The sequence below is a fragment of the Streptomyces sp. NBC_01275 genome, from assembly GCF_026340655.1.
Lineage (GTDB): Bacteria > Actinomycetota > Actinomycetes > Streptomycetales > Streptomycetaceae > Streptomyces.
In genome coordinates this window covers 156,833-174,186 of the sequence record NZ_JAPEOZ010000001.1, presented here as the reverse complement: position 1 = coordinate 174,186, position 17,354 = coordinate 156,833, and the positions used below count along the sequence as shown (strand labels likewise).

Here is a 17,354-nt window from a genome sequence, read left to right as displayed (position 1 = left end):
CGCTCTCCGTCACCCCCTCTCTGTCGTCAGGAGTCACCGGTGGACGAACGGCCCGACACGCCCCATCGCCTCGACGCCTCCGGCGGCTGCCCGCACGCCGCCAACGCGCGTCTGCTCGCCCGGGGTTCGGTCGCCCGGGTGATGCTGCCCGGCGGGATCGAGGGCATGGCGGTCCTCGGCCACGAGGCGCTCAAGGAGTTCCTCTCGCACCCCGAAGTCGCCAAGAACGCCCGGCACTTCACCGCCCTGTGCGAAGGCCGGATCGCCGAGGGATGGCCGCTGGCGACCTTCGCGACCGTGCCCGGCATGACCACCGCGGACGACGCCGACCACCGCCGGCTGCGCTCCCTGGTCAGCCGTGCCTTCACCGTCCGGCGGGTCGAGGAACTCCGGCCCCGGATCGAGGAGTTGACCGACTCCCTGCTGGACGCGCTGGAGGAGGCCGCGGACGACGGCGTCGCCGATCTGCGCCGGCACTTCGCGCTGCCCCTGTCGATGGGCGTGATCGGCGAGCTGCTCGGGGTGGACGCCGGCTACCGAGACCGGCTGCACCGTCTCTCCAACCAGGTCGTGGCCACCGACATCGGCCCCGAGGAGGCCGTCGCCGCCAACCGCGAACTCCTCGCCGTGCTGGGCGAGATCGCCGCCGCCCGGACCGAGGACCCCGGCGACGACCTCACCAGCGCCCTGATCGCGGCCCGCGACGAGGGCGGCGACCGGCTCAGCGCGCCCGAGCTCATCGGCACCCTGCTCCTGATGATCGTCGCCGGGCACGAGACCACGCTCAACCTCCTCACCAACGCCGTCCGGGCCCTGTGCGGCCACCGCGACCAGCTCGACCTCGTCCGGTCGGGGAAGGCGAGCTGGGCGGACGTGGTCGAGGAGACCCTGCGCTGGGACGCTCCCGTCAGCTACTTCCCGTTCCGCTACCCGGTGCGCGACCTGATCCTCGACGGCACGGTCGTCCCGCGCGGCACGCCCGTCCTGGCCGGCTACTCCGCCGCCGGCCGCGACCCGTCCGCGCACGGCCCCGACGCCGACCGCTTCGACGTCACCCGCCCCGCCCGGCCCGGCGCCACCCGCCCTCTCTCCCTCGGCCACGGCGCCCACTACTGCCTCGGCGCCCCGCTCGCCCGCCTGGAGTCCGGCATCGCCCTGGAGCGGCTCTTCGCCCGCTTCCCCGACCTCGACCTCGCCGTCCCCGAGGCAGACCTCACCCGCCACTCCAGCTTCGTCGGCAACAGCGTCCGGACCCTCCCCGTACGCCTTAGGGCCCGCGCCGCATACCAGCCATACGAACCCCCGATGCCCCCGCGCTGACACATTTCTTGTTCCGCCCAATTGCTCTCCCTACGCTGCCACCACCGCACTCGGGCGGCATGAACAAGGGACTTGGGCAATCATGGGTCGACTGGCCGGGAAAATCGCCTTCATCAGCGGCACGGGAGCCGGAATAGGCCGGGCCGCCGCACAGATATTCGCGGCCGAGGGAGCCCGTGTATTCGGCTGCGACCTCGACGCCGACAGCGACGCGGAAACGGTCGAACTCGTGGAGAAGGCCGGCGGGTTCATGCGCTCCCTCACCCCCGTCGACCTGTCGACCGAAACGGGCGCCCGGGCGTGGATCGAGGCCGGAATCGCGGCCTACGGCGGACTCGACATCCTGTACAACAACGCCTCCGCGCTGCGCAACGGACCGTTCGAGACCCAGCCTGCCGAGGACTGGTACTTCACCCTCCGCAACGAACTCGACATCCCGTACTTCTGCACGCGCGCCGCCTGGCCGCACCTGGTCGCACGCGGCGGCGGCACCGTCCTCAACGTCGCCTCCGTGGCCGCCGTACGAGGGGCGCCCTTCCTGCCGATGGTGCCGCACGGAGCCGCCAAGGGCGGGGTGCTGGCGATGAGCAAGCACCTGTGCGCAGCCGGCGCGCCGCATCGCATCCGGGTCAACACCATCGCCCCCGGCATGACCCGCACCTCGGCCACCGCGCCCTTCCTCGACGATCCCGAGGGGCCGAAAGCCCACCTGGAGGCGCGGATCCCGTCCGGCCGGATCGCCGAACCGGAGGACATCGCCCGGGTCGCCGCCTTCCTCTGCTCCGACGAGGCGGCCTTCGTCAACGGCGCCAACCTCATGGTCGACGGCGGCGACAGCGCGATGGCGGGCTGAGCGGACGTGACCACGCGACTCGACCACGTGGGCGTCAACGTACGGGATCTGGCGGCCCAGACCGCCTGGTACAAGGGCGCGTTCGGGCTGGAGACCGTCTTCGAGTTCCGGCTCGACGGGCCCGGCCTCAGCGGCGTCGTCCTGGAGCATCCGCACGGCTGGCGCCTCGAACTGCTCGCCCGGGCCGGCTCCGCGCCGGGCCTGCGGGCCCCCGACCCGATCACCGCGGCCCTCACCGAGGGATACGGCCACTTCGCGGTCACCACCCCTGAACTCGACCCCGTCCACGCGGCCCTGGTGGCCCACGGAGCGGGCGAGGCCCTCGCACCCGGACCGTCCCCGGAGCCCGGAGTGCGCATGGCCTGGGTCACCGACCCCGAGGGAAATCTCATCGAACTCATAGAGCGACGGAGTACGGAATGACAAGCGTGCTGAAAAGACTCGACAGGGGAACACTCATAGCCTGCTGTCTGGCCGTTGCCGCCGCACAGCTGTGCATTACCGTGCCCTCGCCCATCAACGGGGAAATCCAGGCCGCATTCGGCGCCTCGGGTTCCCAGGTCGCCTGGGTCACCTCCGCTTTCATTCTGCCCACCGCGATTCTCGAGCTGAATTTCGGTGTGGTGGGCGACCTCTTCGGCCGCAAGCGACTGCTGGTGCTCGGCGGACTGGTCCTGGCGCTCGGCGAACTCCTCAACGCCACCTCGCAGAGCATCACCATGCTCTGGATCGGCCAGGCCCTGGCCGGCATCGGCGCCGCCGCGCTCTTCCCCAGCTCCCTCGCCGTCATCGCGGCCGCCACCCCCGACGAGAAGGACCGCGCCAAGGCGGTCTCCACCTGGGCGCTGAGCATCTCCCTCGCCTCGGCCGCAGGCCCGCTCTCCTCGGGCATCCTGGCCACCGTCGCCGACTTCCGCTGGGCCTTCGTGCCCCCGGTCGTCCTCGGCCTCGCCGTCGCCGTCACCAGCCACTTCATGGTCACCGACTCCAAGGCCCCCGAGGGGCGCGCCCTGGACTGGCCCGGCCAGATCACCGTCGCCGTCGGCCTCACCGCCCTGCTCTGGGGCATCATCGAGGGCGGCGAGCGGGGCTGGAGCAGCCCGGCCATCGTCGGCTCCCTCACCCTCGCCGCCGTCGCCCTGGTCGCCTTCGTGGTCGCCGAGAAGCGGTCCGTCTCGCCCATGTTCAACTTCGGCCTGCTGAAGATCCCCTCGTTCGCGGCGGCCGCGGTGGTCGCGCTGGCCGGCATGTTCGGCTTCATCGGCACCGCCTACTGCGTCTCCATCCGCCTCGGGGCCGTCATGCACCTCAGCGCCCTGCGGGCCGGCATGCCCTTCGTGATCCTCCAGCTCGTCCCGCTGCTCCTGGCCCCGGTTCTGAGCCGGATGCTCACCCGCGTCGAACCGCGTTGGCTCCTCATGGGCGGTCTGCTGCCCATGGCCGCCGGCCAGTTCTGGATCGCCGCGCTGCCCATCACCACCACCTCCCTCGCCGCCTTCATCGGCCCGGTGCTGCTGCTCGGCATCGGCTTCATCTGCGTGGTCTCCTCGCTCACCTCGGCCGCCGTGAACGCCGTACCGCTGCACATGACCGGCATGGCCAGCGGTGCGACCAGCCTGGTGCGCGAGTTCGGGCAGGGACTCGGTCCCGCCGTCATCAGCACGGTCGCCATGAGCGCCGCGTCCGCCGCGCTGGTCGGCAAGCTCAGCGGGGCCGACGCCGGGATGGAGGCGGCGGCCGGACCCCTCGCCGTCGTCAACGCCGGCAGCGAGTCGGCTCGCACGGCCGCCCAGACCGCCCTCGGGCACGGGATGGCGGTCGGCGTGGTGATCTGCGGCTGCGCCTCCCTGCTGGGCGCCGTGGTCACCCTGCTGCTGGTCCGCAAGAACACGGCCCGGGTACCGGTCGGCGCGCCGGTGCAGGCCGCCTCTGTCTAGCCGACCGCACACACGACAGAGCCGGGGCGACCGCTGCCGCCCCGGCTCTGTCGTCGTCTTGTGTCATGGACCTGTACCAGATGTCCCCAGACCATAACGATCCGTGACGACAGGGGACTTGACCACCATCATTGCCTTATCTTCACGTCATGTCCACGCCGCCTCAGCCCCCGCAGCAGCCCGATCAGCCGTCCGAGGCGCCGGCTTCGCCGAGCGCATATCCGTATCCGCATCCTCAGTCGCCCGGACCGGCGCCCGTGCCCCCGGCCGCGCCCGGCCAGCAGAACTTCTACGGCCAGCCGACCCTGGTCGGGCAGCCGGGCCAGCCGGGTATTCCGGGGCAGCCGGGTCCGCCCCAGTCGGTCAACCCGTACGCCCAGCCGGGCCCTTACCCCGCGATCGCCCCGCCGCCGGGCGGCGGCAGCGGCGGCCGTGCCGGGCGGGCGGTCCTGTGGGCCGCCGTGGGAGCGGTCGTCGCGTCCGCCGCGTGGGCGGGCGGAGTGTTCCTGCTCGGCAGCGCGGGCAAGGACGCGGACCTGCGCGGGTACACCGCGCCGTCGAACTTCTGCAACTCCGCGGACTACTCGTCGTTCAAGACCGAGTACCCGGACAACGACGGCTCCCCGACTCACACCACCCTGAAGGCCGACGCCCTCGACGAGGGCTACTGCAGCCTCAGCCTGAAGAAGACCACGTCGAGCTACGCCGACGCCTACCTCTCCGTCCAGGTGGACCTGCACAAGAAGACCGACCCGGGGCCGGAGTTCACGGCCACGTGGGAGAACTACGGGGACAGCCACACGGGTTACGACGTGGACACCGTCCCGGGCATCGGCGACGAGGCCTACCTGGTCTCCGAGGACACCACCAGCGGCTCCACCAGCGGCTCGCTCTACGCCACCATCGCCGTACGGGACGGCTGGGTGACGTACACGATGAGCTACAGCGCCTACCTGTCCTCCTATGACGACGACAAGGACCCGCCCACGCTCGACGAGGTCACCGACTGGCTGAAGACGGACTCCAAGTCGACGCTGGAAGGCCTCAAGGACTGAGCTACGGACGGCTCACGACGGGGTTCACGGCGGGGCTCACGGCGGCGACGGCGTCCAGGGCGTTCGTGATCGCCTTGACCCCGCCGTGCGCCGCGTACCCGCCGTCGACCGTGATCTCCGCGCCGTTGACGTACGACGACTCGTCGGACAGCAGGTAGACGACCAGCGGCGCGACCTCCTCGACGGCGCCGGGGCGGCCCTGCGGGGTCATCGACAGATGCGCCTCGACGAACACCGGGTTCGCGGACGCCATCAGCGGGGTCTCGATGTACCCGGGGTGCACCAGGTTCGTCCGGATGCCGCGCGGCGCCCACTCCAGGGACGCCACCTTCGACAGACCCCGCAGCGCCCACTTGCTGGCCGTGTAGGCGACCGCGTGATGGGCCGTCAGGGCCGCGACGGAGCCGACGTTGACGATCGCGGAGCCGGGCGGCATCAGCGGGGCGAGCGCCTGCATGCCGAGCAGGGCGCCGGTCGTGTTGACGGCGAACGCCCGCTCCCAGTCGGCGAGTTCGACCTGTCCGAGCCTGGCGCGCACGGCGATGCCCGCGTTGTTGACCAGACCGTGCACGACCTCCAGCTCGCCGGCCAGGGCAGCCCAGTCGTCCGGCGACGACACATCGAGGCGTCGATAGCGCACGTCCAGGCCGTCCGCGCGCAGGGCGGCGGCCAGCTTCTCGCCGGCCTCGTCCAGGACGTCGGTCGCGATCACCGTCGCGCCCTCGCGGGCGGCCGCCGTCGCCTCCGCGGCCCCCTGCCCCTGCGCTGCTCCGGTGACGACGACGGTACGGCCCGCCAGACGCGTACGGCTCACGGCTCCTCCTGGGGAAGCTGCGGGATGGGTCCCGTCCACGTTAGGAAGCCGCGGACAGCTCCGGAAACGCGCGTTCCCCATGGCTGCCATCCGCGCCGGCGATCTCCGGGCCGGCGATCTCCGGGATCTCCGGCTCGTCCAGCGACGCCCCGACCTTGCGCACGGTCTCCCGCAGCCAGCGGTGCGCCGGGTCGGAGTGCCGGTTGTGGTGCCAGTACATGGCCTCCACCAGCGGTACGTCGGGAAACGGCGTCGGTACGACGGCACAGCGCGCGAACCCCTCGTAGCGCCGGGCCAGCCGCTCCGGGACCAGGGCCACCAGGTCGGTGCCGCTCACCAGGAACGGCAGGACGTTGAAGCCGGGCGTGCTCACCTGCACCCTGGGCGTGATGCCGAGCGTCTCCAGCTGGCGGTCGGCCGGGGTGAGCTTGCCGATCCCGCAGGCGGCGTGCGGCATCTCCGCCAGGTCGCGCAGGGCGAGCCGCCCGTCCGTCAGCCGAGGGCTGTCCGGGTCGACGAGACAGACGAACCGGTCGTGCATCACGGCCTCGCTGACGCCCGGCAGCTGATAGCCGAGCGGCACGATCATCAGATCGTGACAGCGCAGATGCGTCTCCGTCTCCAGCTGTCCGTCGACGATGGGATGGAAGTCGATGCGCACCCCCGGCGCCTCCTGCGCGATCACCCGTAGCAGCGGCTCCACGAACACCGTCATCACGTAGTCGGACATCACCACCGAGAACCGCTGCCGGCTGCGCCCCGGGTCGAAGTGCCGGGTCAGCGACAGCGCCTCCTCGGCCTTGTGCAGGGAGGCCTGCACGACGGGCAGGAGGCGCTCGGCCAGGGGCGTCAGCTCGTACTCGCGGCCCACCCGGATCAGCAGCTCGTCGTTGAAGTGCCGACGCAGCCGGGCCAGGGAGCCGCTCATCGCGGACTGGCTGGTCGACAGCCGCACCCCCGCGTGGGTGACGTTCTTCTCCTCCAGGAGGGCTTCCAGCGCCACCAGAAGATTGAGGTCGATCGCTCCGAGACCCACGTATGTCCCCTTCCGGCCGCGCCGCGTCCTTGAAGCTCGGTGGACTCGGAGCGTAACCACCGCGTTCGCGGCGAGGAAGACTCCGGGAGGCAACTCACAGGGATCCGATAGCAGCCATCGGATCCCTGGATACCCGCAGGTCAACGAATCAGGGCCGGGGTGTGCGGCCCCGCTTGCGGGCCCGCGGGAGGTAGGCGTCCGCGCGGCCGGGCACGATCCGGTTGCGCAGGGTGCCCAGCCGCTCCACGGTCAGCTCCACCTCGTCGCCGGGCACGAGCGGCGCCGGGACGCGCTCCCCGACGCGCCCCCAGAACTCCGCCAGCGCGCCCCAGCCGCAGGTGCCCGAGCCCAGGACGTCCCCGGGGCGCACCCAGGCGTCCCGGGAGGCGTAGGCGACCATCTCGTCGAAGGTCCAGGACACGTTGGCCAGCGTGTCCCGGCCGATCAGCTTCCCGTTGAGGGTGACCGTCATCTCCAGGTGCAGGAACCCGTCGGGATCGCGCCGGTCCGCCACCTCGTCGGCGGTCACCAGATACGGGCCCAGGGTGTTGGCGAAGTCCTTGCCCTTGGAGAAGCCCAGGCCCAGGTTCTTCTCCGGCTTCTGCAGGTCACGGGCCGACCAGTCGTTGAAGACGAGGTAGCCCACAATGTGCTCGTGCGCCTCCTGCGGCGTGAGGTCGCGCCCCGCGCGCCCGATCACCGCACCGACCTCCAGCTCGAAGTCCAGCACCGAGCAGCCCGCCGGGACGGCCACGTCGTCGTGCGCGCCGTGGCCGGCGTGCGGGTTGGTGAAGTAGAAGTTGGGCGCCCGGTACCACTCCTCGGGCACGTGCTCGAGGCCGTCCAGCGACTTGGAGACGCCCTCGATGTGCGCCTCGAAGCCCACGAAGTCCCGGATGGAGGGCGGCTTCAGCGGCGGCAGCAGCCGCACCTGATCCACCGTCAACTCGCTCGGCGTGCGCAGCGCTTCGACCCCGGCCGGGTGCAGCACCCCCTGCTCGACCAGCGTCAGCACGGTGACGCCCTCGGGCAGCGGATGGACGACCCCGTCCCGCACCGCCCCGGCGCGCTCCACGCCCTCGTGCTCGTATGTCGCGAAACGCATCGCTCACTGCTCCCAGTGGTTGGCATTGGTGACGGCCCCCGTGCTGAGGTAGCCCGTGAACAGGCCCTTGGGGTCGCGGACGGCCCGGATCTCCTTCAGCCGCTCCCACTGCGCGTCTCCCATGAACCTCAACTGCCGTACGGTGAAGTCGGAGTCGCCCAGATACTGGCCGACGGTCACCGGCCGCATGGCCGCCGTCGCCGAGTCCAGCCAGGACCGCAGCTCCGCGTCCCGCTCCGGGCCGTCGTCGTGGACGACATAGGTCGCGCAGTAGATCTCCGACTGCAACGAGAAGGCCATGTCGGGCAGTTCGCGCAGGGGCGCCATGGAGAACCAGATGGTGAAGGTCTGCCGGGTGGGATGCTCGGTGAACGCCTTGCGGATCGCGGGGACGACCTGCTCGGCCGGTCCGGTCAGCCAGGCGTTGTCGACGAGATAACGGTGGCCCTCGGGGTTGGCGGCGCGCTGGCCCGCGAGCTGCTCGGCGAGCGTGGTGGGCTGCGCCTCGACGCGGAACAGGGCCCGGTCCGCGTACGGGTTGGCGTGCAGCGGGGCCAGCGCCCGCGCCGCCTGCTCGGGGGTGTCCGTCATCGAGACGCCCGTGACCAGCAGGACTGGCCCGTCGAAGCCGGTCGGGGTCTGTGTGAGGGCGACGATCTCCACCAGGTCCGAGACGGTGTGGTGCATGCCGTGCAGCCAGGTCATGACCTCGTCGAACAGGGCCAGGGGGTAGGCGTGGACCGTGTGCGCGAGGTGCCTGGGCAGCGGGCGGGTGCGCAGATGGAAGCGCGTCACGATGCCGAAGAAGCCCGGGCCCGCCCCGCGCGCCGCCCAGAACAGGTCGCTGTGGTGCTCCTCGTCCGCGCGCACCAGCTCGCCCTCGGCGGTGACGACGTCGATCGCGACGACGTTCTCCGCCGCCCAGCCCCAGCCGCGCGCGTTCCAGCCCTGCCCGCCCTGGAGGAGGAAGCCGCCGATGCCGACGGAGGGACAGTGCCCGCCGTTGAAGAAGCGGCCGAACTCACCCAGATACGGGTTGAGTTCGTCGCCGCCCTTGACGCTGGGCGTGGCGGTCACGATCTCGGCGCCCGGGTCGTAGGCGAGCTCCCGGAAGCCCCCGAGGTCGATCAGCAGCGCCTCCTCGCGCACCGACCAGGCGGCCCAGCTGTGCCCGCCGGAGCGGACGGCGACCTGCCAGCCGCGCTCCAGGGCGAGTCGTACGCCCTCGACGACGTCCTGTTCGCAGACGGCTTCGAGCACGGCGGCCGGCGTACGGTCCGAGGGGCGGCGGGCGTTGAAGACGCGGCCGAAGCACGCCTCTTCGAAGGCGGCGTCCCCGGGGACGTGCAGGGTTCCCCTGAAACGGTCGGTGTTCACCGCGGGCGTCCTCACTTCAGTGCGATCGGGTTGACGGGGGCGCCGACCGCTCCGGTCACCGGCAGCGGCGCGGCGATCAGCAGGAACTCGTAGACGCCGTCGGCCGCGCAGTCCTCGGATAGGGCCTCCAGGTCCCACATCTCGCCCAGCGGCAGGCCCATGTTGGGGATGGCGATCTGGTGCAGCGGGGACATCGCCGGCTCGGCGAACTCGTAGGGCCGTACCTCAAGTCCCCAGGTGTCGGTGGCGATCGCGGCGATCTCCGTGCGGTGCAGCCAGCCCAGGGTGGTGAAGGACAGGCCCGGCGCGTCCCCGGCCGCGTATCCGCCCCACGCCCCGAGCCGTCGTACGCGGCCCAGCTGGCCGGTGCGGACGAGGACCAGGTCGCCGCGGCGGACGGTGGAGGTCGCGCCCTGCGCCTCGACGGCGGCGCGCAGATGCTCCTCCAGGATCGGGAAGCCGTCCGGGAGCTCGCCGTGCTCGTCGCCGACCACCCGGCCCACGTCCAGCAGGACGCCCCGGCCGGTGAACGCGTCCGCCATGTGCTCGATGCCGGTGACGGAGTCGCCGTCGCCGTTCACGATGGTGCACGAACGGCCGTTCCACGCCTGCTTGTTGTCGAAGATATGGCCCAACCCGTCCCACTGGGTGGAGGCCTGGAGAGGCATCACGACATGGTCGTCCGCCCCGCCGAAGCCGTGCGGGAAGCCCTGCGTGCCCGCGGCCGCGTCCGACCCGGTGTCCTTCATGTAGTGCACGGGGTTGATCCGGCCCCGGAAACCGCGCTGCGGCCCCGACTCGTTGAACTCCAGGGCGAGGGAGAAGGACCGCCCGCGGCGGACCAGCCCCGCCGCGTGGGCCCGGATCGCGTCGTCGAGGAAGTTGAGCGTGCCCAGCACGTCGTCCGCGCCCCAGCGACCCCAGTTGCGGTACGCGGCACGGGCCTTGGCCAGCTCCTCCTCGATGGGGCCGAGCGTCATCGGGTACGTCCTTTCAGCAGCAGGTCGAGGGCGTTGCCGCCGGCGACGGCGGCCCGGTCGGACGGGGCGAGCCCGGCGGCGTCCAGCCGGGCCAGCGGGTCGTCGACGCCCATGTCGAAGGGGTGGTCCGTGCCGAGCACGACCCGGTCGGCGCCCACCTCCGCCACCAGGAAGCGCAGCGCCCGGGGCGTGTAGACGAGCGCGTCGAACCACATTCGGCGCAGATAGGCGCTCGGCGGCTCGGCGCACCCGCGCGCGTCCTGACGCACCCGCCAGGCGTGGTCGGAGCGCCCGATGTACGTCGGCAGATAGCCGCCGCCGTGCGCCGCCACCAGCTTCAGCCGGGGGAAGCGGTCCAGGACGCCGGTGAAGATCAGCTGCGAGAGGGCCACCGTCGTCTCCACCGGCTGCCCGACCGTGTTGCCCAGGTAGTGCGTGGCCAGCCGCTCGCCCAGCGAACACCCCCACGGATGCACGAACACCACGGCCCCCGACTCCTCGGCCGCCCGCCACACGGGGTCGTGCGCCCGGTCGGCCAGCTCCCGCCCGTTCACGCTCGTGGAGACGCTGATCCCGTACAGACCGTGGACGCCGACCGCCTCCTCCAGCAGCGTCACGGCCAGGTCCGGATGCTGGAGCGGCACGGTGCCGAGCCCGTACAGCCGCTGCGGCTCCAGGGCGCAGTGCGCGGCGACCGCCTCGTTGACGGTGCGGGCCAGACGTCGGGCGGTGTCCCGGCCCGTCCAGTAGTGGTGCATCGGCATCGGGCCGACGACCTGGAGGTCGACGCCCATCGCGTCGAGGTCGGCCAGCCTGGCCGTCACATCCGTCAACTTCGGCAGGAGCCGCTGGAGTTGGGCCCGGTTGACGGAGAGGGAGGCGGGAGAGTGAGCGCGTTGTTCGACGGCCAGCTCGGCGGCGAAGCCGGGCGTGCCCGCGACGAGCGCGTCGGCGGCGGGGACGGCGAGGTGGCCGTGGAAGTCGACGACGGGAGCGGCGTTCACGCGGCCGCCGTCAGCGAGCGCAGGGTCTCGGACATGATCCGGGCCGGGTCCGCGCCGGGCGTCTCGGGGTGGATCTCCCACTCGGCCAGCCGCAGCGAGTTCTCCAGCACCATCCGCACCCGCGGCAGCCGCCGGGCCATGAAACGGTCCAGGGCCCTCTCCAACGGGTCGTCCCCGCAGACGAGTTCGGCCAGGAGCACCGCGTCCTCCAGGCACATGGCCGCGCCCTGCGCGATGAGCGGCGGACAGGCGTGCGCCGCGTCCCCGATCACCATCGTCCGGCCGCGGTGCCAGTCCCCGTCGACCAGCACCGACTCGATCCAGCGGTAGTCGACCGCCGTGTCGTCCGGCAGCGAGGCGATGATCTTCCCCCACAGGCCGTCGTAGCCCGCCCCCCGTTCGCGCATCAGGGCCAGCGGGGCGCGCGGGCCGACGAGGGAGGGGTCCAGGTTCTCGTCCAGGAGGTAGGCGTAGCAGCGGTCGGCGGCGATCGGGCTGTAACCGGCCTTGAAGCGCGGGCCGCCGTAGTACACCTCGTGGCAGACCATCTCCGGGGGACGGTACGCGACCACCCGGAAGATCGACATGCCCACGGGAGCGGGCCTGGTCGGGATGCCGATCAGTGCGCGCATCCGGGAGTTGATCCCGTCGGCGCCCACCATCAGGTCGTAGCGTCCCGTGGCGCCGTCGGTGAACGTCACGTCCACATGGCCGGCCGACTGCTCCAGCCGTGCCACGCTCAGACCGAGCCGCACGGTGACGCCGTGCGCGTGCACGGCGTCACACAGTGCGTCCTGCAGATCCGACCGCAGCGCACCCGCGGTCGAGGGCAGATCCGGCCCCCCGGTGTGCGGAGTGGGCAGCTCCGCGATCAGTGCGCCGTCGGCGCGCAGCAGCCGCAGCACGTCGAACGGCACCGCCCGATCGAGGACCCGGTCCAGTACGCCTACGGAACGCAGCGCCTTGAGCGCGTTGCCCTGGAGGGTGATGCCGTGGCCCACGCCGAACCACTGGGGGGAGATCTCGACGAGCTCGACCTCCGCGCCCCGCTGGGCGAGGGCGAGGGACAGCACGCTTCCGGTGATGCCGCCGCCGACGACGAGCACCTTCTGTACGGGCATGGCGATCCTTGCGGACGTAGGAACAGGTGGGGGAGGGGCACGTTCAGCGCGGGAGGGGTTCGGGTTCGTCGTAGTGCTCGACGGCCGGCGGCGCGGCGAAGTACGGACCGACCAGCGCCCGCCACCGCCCGAAACGCTCGGACTCCCGGAAACCCACCGTGTGGGCCTCCACGGACTCCCAGCCGACCAGCAGCAGAAACGTCCGCGGCCGCTCGACGCAGCGCAGCAGCCGCGCCCACCGGAAGCCGTCGGCCTGCGCGATCACCTCCCGCGCCACGGCGAAGACCTCCTGGAACTCTTCCTCCCGACCGGCCTCGACGGTCAGCTGGGCATGCTCGACGACCACGGCGATCTCCGTTGGATTCCTCGGGACGGGGTGCTCCGAGCCTGGTCGGCGGCCGTGCCGGGGTCAACGGATCGAGGCATCGCCAAGGGGGACGTCATCCATCCCGTACGACGATGGAGCCGCCGCCCGGCGCCGCCGCACCCCGATGCGGCCAGGGCCGGGGCGCACGGTGATGGCAGCCATCGCGAACGGCCATTTCCGCACCCGGCGTCGGCTCCCTAGCGTCAGGGGCAAGCACCCGAACCGTACGAGGAGAGCCGCCCGTGCCCGACGATCCCCTCCCCGCCCACGCCGGCCCCTTCGCGCTCGGCACGTTCCGCGGCCCCGGCGGCCCCTTCCCCGGCCTGGTCGCCGGGGCACGGGTGCGTGACCTGTCCGACCTGACGCCCTCCGTCCGCGCGCTGGTGGAGGACTGGGACGCCTGGCTGCCCCGGCTCGCCGACCTCGCCGCCTCTCCCGACGGCGGCTGGCACGACCTCGCGGCACTCGACGTCCTCGCCCCGATCGAGCCCGGCCAGATCCTGCAGAGCGGCGCCAACTACCGCAGGCACGTGGTCGACCTGGTCGCCGCCGAGAAGGAGAGCGTGCACGGCGCGACCCCCGAGGAGGCCCGCGCCGACGCCGAGAAGATGATGGACGAGCGGATCCGCAGCGGAGTGCCCTACGTCTTCCTCGGCTCGCCGCGCGCGATGTGCGGCCCCTACGACGACGTCCTGCTGCCCGCGCTCGGCGAGCAGCACGACTGGGAGCTCGAACTCGCCCTGGTCATCGGGAAGCCGGGCCGCCGCATCGCGGCGGAGGACGCCTACGACCATGTCGCCGGATACACGATCTGCAACGACCTCACCACCCGCGACCGCCTCTACCGGCCCGACCTCAAAGCCATCGGCACCGACTGGTTCACCGCCAAGAACGCCGACACCTTCCTGCCGACCGGCCCGTTCCTGGTCCCCGCCGCCTTCGTCGGCGACCCGGACGACCTGCGGATCACCCTGCGCCACAACGGGGTCGTACGCCAGGACGAGTCGACCAAGGACATGATCTTCGACATCCCCCGGCTGATCGCCTACGTCTCCACGACCACCACCCTCCACCCCGGCGACCTCCTGCTCACCGGCTCCCCGGCCGGCAACGGCGCCCACTGGGGCGTCTTCCTGCGGCCCGGGGACCTGCTGGAGGCGGAGATCACCGGCCTGGGCCACCAGCGCAACAGTGTCAGGAGCGCCCTGTGACGTCCCTCATCACCCACCTCCGCCATGTCGACCTGGCCGTACCGGACTTCGACACCCAACGCGCCTTCTACGGCGGTACCTGGGGCCTGACCGAGGTCGCGAGCGACAGCGGCCTCGCCTTCTTCGCCGCGGAGGGCAGCCCCGAGAGTTACGTCGTCCGCATCCGCAGGGACGACCGGAAGCGGATGGACCTGGTGGCCTTCGGCGCGGCCTCCCCGGCGGCCGTCGACGAACTGGCGCTGCGACTGGGCCGGGCCGGAGTCCGACTCATCGGCGAGCCGAAGGAGTTGGACACCCCGGGCGGCGGATACGGGCTGCGCTTCTTCGACCCCGACGGGCGGGTCGTCGAGGTCTCCGCCGACGTCGCCGTCCGCGCCCACCGCAGGATCGAGGAGCGCGAGGCGATCCCCGTACGGCTCTCCCACTGCGTGGTCAACTCCCAGGACCCCGAGCGGCTGCGGGACTTCTACGTCGAGCACCTCGGCTTCCGGCTCACCGACACCCTGTACTCCACGCACATGGGCGACCTCATGTACTTCCTGCGGTGCAGCCCCCTGCACCACTCCTTCGCCATCGCCCGCGGACCCCATGTCTCCCTGCACCACGCCTCGTTCGAGATGCGGGGCGTCGAGGAGTACATGCGCGGCACCGGGCGGGCGCTACGGGCCGGGACCCGGCTGACCTGGGGTCCCGGCCGGCATCTCGCCGGCGACAACACCTTCTCCTACTTCCACGACCCGCACGGCAACACCGTCGAGTACACCACCGAACTCGCCGTCCTCGAAGAGGACCTGTGGCACCCGGGCCGCCACGACGTGGACGACCCGCAGACACAGGACCAGTGGGGCACCGCCGACCCGATGAGCGAGTCGGTGGCCAAGGAGCAGTTCAACGACCCCGACGTGCTGTTCGTCGCTCCTCCGGTGTGATCCGACTACCCGCAGAAGGGCCGCAAACCGTGGCAACGATCCTGAAGAACGCCGTCCCCAAGGCGGAGGTCACCGCCTCGCTCGACCAGGTCCGCGCGACCGTGGCGGGCGTCATCGCGGACATCCGCGAGCGCGGCGACGACGCCGTGCGCGCCTGCTCCGAGAAGTTCGACAAGTGGAGCCCCGAGTCCTTCCGGCTCTCCGACGAGGAGGTCGAGAAGATCGTCGCGTCGGTCCCGCAACAGGTCATGGACGACATCCGGTTCGTCCAGGACCAGGTGCGCGCCTTCGCCCGCCACCAGCTCGCCTCCCTGGGCGCGTTCGAGGTGGAGACCCTGCCGGGCGTGAAGCTCGGCCAGCGGCACATCCCCGTGCAGGCGGCCGGCGCCTACATCCCCGGCGGCCGCTACCCGCTCACCGCCTCCGCCCACATGACCATCGTGACGGCGAAGGTCGCGGGCGTGCCGCGCGTCGTCGCCTGCACCCCGCCCATCCGCGGCGAGATCCCGGCCGCCACCGTCGCCGCAGCCCACCTCGCGGGCGCCGACGAGATCTGGCTGCTGGGCGGGGTGCAGGCGGTGGCCGCGATGGCCGTCGGCACGGACTCCATGGAGCCGGTCAACCTGATCGCCGGACCCGGCAACGCCTATGTCGCCGAGGCGAAGCGGCAGTTGTTCGGCGAGATCGGCATCGACCTGTTCGCCGGGCCGACCGAGATCCTCGTCCTCGCGGACGACGAAGCGGACCCCTTCGTGTGCGCCGTCGACCTGCTCTCCCAGGCCGAGCACGGCCCCGACTCGCCGGCCGTCCTCATCACCACCTCGCGCGAGGTCGCCGAGCGGACCATCGCCGAGGTCGAACGCCTGTTGCCCGGCATGCCCACCCGGGACTTCGCCGGACCCGCCTGGCGCGACCACGGCCAGGTGCACGTCGTCGACACCCTCGACGAACTGTACGAGCTGGCCGACGCGTTCGCCTTCGAGCATGTGGAGGTGCTGACGGCCGACCCACGGCTGGCGCTGGAGCGCATGACCCAGTACGGGGCCCTGTTCCTCGGCGAGGGCACCTGTGTGTCCTTCGGCGACAAGGTCATCGGCACCAACCATGTGCTGCCCACCCGGGGCGCGGCCCGCTACACCGGCGGTCTGTGGGTGGGGAAGTACCTCAAGACCGTCACCTACCAGGAGGTCACCGACACCGCCTCCCAGGCCCTGCTCGGCCGGCTGTGCGGACGGGCCTCGCGGGTGGAGCTGTTCGAGGGCCACGCCCGCTCCGGCGACGTGCGTGCCGCGCGGGCCGCGGGCGACGAGCTGCCCTGGAACACCGCGTGAGCCTCGCCGGGCGGACGGCGCTGGTCACCGGCGCGGGAGGACCGCTGGGCCGGGCGTTCGCACGCGCCCTGGCGGCCGCCGGCGCCCGGGTGGTCCTCACCGGCCGCAGCGAACCGAGCCTCGCGCAGGCGGCGGAACTCGTGGCGAAGGAGGGCGGTGCGGCCCGTACGGCGGTGTGCGACGTCCGCGACCCGGCCTCCGTCGCCTCTCTGGCCGCCGAACTCGCCGACGAGGACGTCTCGTTGCTCGTCAACAACGCCGGAGTCGCGGGCCCGGTGCGCCCGCTCGTCGACGTCGGGCCCGACGAGTGGGACGCGGTCTTCGCCGCCAACGTCCGGGGCGTCTACCTGATGTGCCGGGCCTTCCTGCCGCCGATGCTCGCCGCCGGCCGCGGCGACGTCGTCAACGTCGCCTCCGTGAGCGGCAAACGCCCCCTGCTCAACCGCACGCCCTACACCGCCTCCAAGATGGCCCTGCTCGGCCTCACCCGCACCCTCGCCGGGGAGGTGGGCCCGCAGGGCGTGGCGGTCAACTCCCTCTCGCCCGGCCCGGTGCGCGGCCCCCGCATGGACCGCAACTTCCGCCTCACCGCCGAACTCACCGGCTGCACCGTCGAACAGGCCGAGCACGACTTCGCCTCCCGCGCCGCCCTGGGCCGTCTCGTCGAGGAGGCCGAGGTAGCCCAGGCGCTGGTGGCGATGCTCGCGATGCCGGGGCTGTGCGGAGCGGACATCGACCTGTCGGCCGGGATGATCGCACCGGCCTGAGGCCCCTCGTTCCGCCACGCTGTGTGAGCCCTGTCAACCGGGCCCCGCGATCCGAGGCATCGGGTTCCCGAATGGGTTCGCACAGCGACTGTTCGCAGCTCCGGAGCGCTGGTTCACTCCCTCGTGCGCACTTTCCGCGCCCCGCAC

Annotated in this window: 17 protein-coding genes; 9 read left to right on the top strand and 8 right to left on the bottom strand. The window is 71.9% G+C overall.

Going from position 1 to position 17,354, the window contains the following annotated elements:
* Window positions 1-39: 39 nt before the first annotated feature.
* From OG562_RS00795 to OG562_RS00775, 5 genes are all read left to right on the top strand, one after another.
* Entirely contained in the window at window positions 40-1,320 is a 1,281-nt protein-coding gene (locus OG562_RS00795; protein ID WP_266392214.1) for a cytochrome P450, read from the top strand.
* Window positions 1,321-1,402: 82 nt separating this feature from the next.
* The gene (locus OG562_RS00790; RefSeq protein WP_266392211.1) at window positions 1,403-2,173 is read left to right on the top strand and encodes an SDR family NAD(P)-dependent oxidoreductase; all 771 of its coding nucleotides are present in this window, start codon (window positions 1,403-1,405) and stop codon (window positions 2,171-2,173) included.
* Between the two features lie 6 nt (window positions 2,174-2,179).
* Window positions 2,180-2,596, top strand: a complete 417-nt coding sequence (locus OG562_RS00785; protein ID WP_266392208.1) for a VOC family protein — start codon at window positions 2,180-2,182, stop codon at window positions 2,594-2,596.
* A complete protein-coding gene (locus tag OG562_RS00780) occupies window positions 2,593-4,110 on the top strand; it encodes an MFS transporter (RefSeq protein WP_266392205.1) in 1,518 nt (505 codons plus the stop codon). The genes OG562_RS00785 and OG562_RS00780 overlap by 4 nt, the downstream gene beginning before the upstream one ends.
* A 149-nt stretch (window positions 4,111-4,259) precedes the next feature.
* Complete coding sequence (locus tag OG562_RS00775; protein ID WP_266392202.1) at window positions 4,260-5,165, top strand: hypothetical protein; 906 nt, start codon at window positions 4,260-4,262, stop codon at window positions 5,163-5,165.
* A gap of 1 nt (window position 5,166) precedes the next feature.
* On the opposite strand, the gene OG562_RS00770 is transcribed toward OG562_RS00775, so the two are convergent.
* The 8 genes from OG562_RS00770 to OG562_RS00735 all read right to left on the bottom strand — a co-directional run bounded on the left by OG562_RS00770 (window position 5,167) and on the right by OG562_RS00735 (window position 12,948).
* The gene (locus OG562_RS00770; RefSeq protein WP_266392199.1) at window positions 5,167-5,979 is read right to left on the bottom strand and encodes an SDR family NAD(P)-dependent oxidoreductase; all 813 of its coding nucleotides are present in this window, start codon (window positions 5,977-5,979) and stop codon (window positions 5,167-5,169) included.
* Between the two features lie 40 nt (window positions 5,980-6,019).
* Entirely contained in the window at window positions 6,020-7,015 is a 996-nt protein-coding gene (locus tag OG562_RS00765) for a LysR family transcriptional regulator (RefSeq protein WP_266392196.1), read from the bottom strand.
* Window positions 7,016-7,163: 148 nt separating this feature from the next.
* Window positions 7,164-8,120: a fumarylacetoacetate hydrolase family protein gene (locus tag OG562_RS00760; RefSeq protein ID WP_266392193.1), complete on the bottom strand. Its 957-nt coding sequence runs from the start codon at window positions 8,118-8,120 to the stop codon at window positions 7,164-7,166.
* A gap of 3 nt (window positions 8,121-8,123) precedes the next feature.
* Window positions 8,124-9,497 carry an FAD-binding oxidoreductase gene (locus tag OG562_RS00755; protein ID WP_266392189.1) on the bottom strand — a complete coding sequence of 458 codons (1,374 nt, stop codon included), beginning with the start codon at window positions 9,495-9,497 and terminating at the stop codon, window positions 8,124-8,126.
* An 11-nt stretch (window positions 9,498-9,508) separates the two neighbouring features.
* Complete coding sequence (locus OG562_RS00750; RefSeq protein ID WP_266392186.1) at window positions 9,509-10,477, bottom strand: cyclase family protein; 969 nt, start codon at window positions 10,475-10,477, stop codon at window positions 9,509-9,511.
* The gene (locus OG562_RS00745) at window positions 10,474-11,481 is read right to left on the bottom strand and encodes an amidohydrolase family protein (protein WP_266392183.1); all 1,008 of its coding nucleotides are present in this window, start codon (window positions 11,479-11,481) and stop codon (window positions 10,474-10,476) included. The genes OG562_RS00750 and OG562_RS00745 overlap by 4 nt, the downstream gene beginning before the upstream one ends.
* Window positions 11,478-12,602, bottom strand: a complete 1,125-nt coding sequence (locus OG562_RS00740) for an FAD-dependent monooxygenase (protein ID WP_266392177.1) — start codon at window positions 12,600-12,602, stop codon at window positions 11,478-11,480. Before OG562_RS00740 ends, OG562_RS00745 begins: the two co-directional genes overlap by 4 nt.
* Before the next feature lie 43 nt (window positions 12,603-12,645).
* Window positions 12,646-12,948 carry an antibiotic biosynthesis monooxygenase gene (locus tag OG562_RS00735; RefSeq protein WP_266392174.1) on the bottom strand — a complete coding sequence of 101 codons (303 nt, stop codon included), beginning with the start codon at window positions 12,946-12,948 and terminating at the stop codon, window positions 12,646-12,648.
* A gap of 263 nt (window positions 12,949-13,211) precedes the next feature.
* Between OG562_RS00735 and OG562_RS00730 the strand changes: the two genes are divergently transcribed.
* The 4 genes from OG562_RS00730 to OG562_RS00715 are packed head-to-tail and all read left to right on the top strand — an operon-like array spanning window position 13,212 to window position 17,207.
* Window positions 13,212-14,180, top strand: a complete 969-nt coding sequence (locus OG562_RS00730; protein ID WP_266392172.1) for a fumarylacetoacetate hydrolase family protein — start codon at window positions 13,212-13,214, stop codon at window positions 14,178-14,180.
* Complete coding sequence (locus OG562_RS00725) at window positions 14,177-15,109, top strand: VOC family protein (RefSeq protein ID WP_266392169.1); 933 nt, start codon at window positions 14,177-14,179, stop codon at window positions 15,107-15,109. Before OG562_RS00730 ends, OG562_RS00725 begins: the two co-directional genes overlap by 4 nt.
* Before the next feature lie 29 nt (window positions 15,110-15,138).
* Window positions 15,139-16,440: a histidinol dehydrogenase gene (hisD, locus tag OG562_RS00720; protein ID WP_266392167.1), complete on the top strand. Its 1,302-nt coding sequence runs from the start codon at window positions 15,139-15,141 to the stop codon at window positions 16,438-16,440.
* Entirely contained in the window at window positions 16,437-17,207 is a 771-nt protein-coding gene (locus OG562_RS00715; RefSeq protein ID WP_266392164.1) for an SDR family NAD(P)-dependent oxidoreductase, read from the top strand. Before hisD ends, OG562_RS00715 begins: the two co-directional genes overlap by 4 nt.
* Window positions 17,208-17,354 lie beyond the last annotated feature (147 nt).

Coding starts and splice junctions, on each gene's coding strand:
- OG562_RS00740 (WP_266392177.1), bottom strand. CDS start 12,602: ATGCCCGTACAGAAGGTGCTCGTCGTCGGCGGCGGCATCACCGGAAGC.
- OG562_RS00760 (WP_266392193.1), bottom strand. CDS start 8,120: ATGCGTTTCGCGACATACGAGCACGAGGGCGTGGAGCGCGCCGGGGCG.
- OG562_RS00780 (WP_266392205.1), top strand. CDS start 2,593: ATGACAAGCGTGCTGAAAAGACTCGACAGGGGAACACTCATAGCCTGC.
- OG562_RS00790 (WP_266392211.1), top strand. CDS start 1,403: ATGGGTCGACTGGCCGGGAAAATCGCCTTCATCAGCGGCACGGGAGCC.
- OG562_RS00750 (WP_266392186.1), bottom strand. CDS start 10,477: ATGACGCTCGGCCCCATCGAGGAGGAGCTGGCCAAGGCCCGTGCCGCG.
- OG562_RS00775 (WP_266392202.1), top strand. CDS start 4,260: ATGTCCACGCCGCCTCAGCCCCCGCAGCAGCCCGATCAGCCGTCCGAG.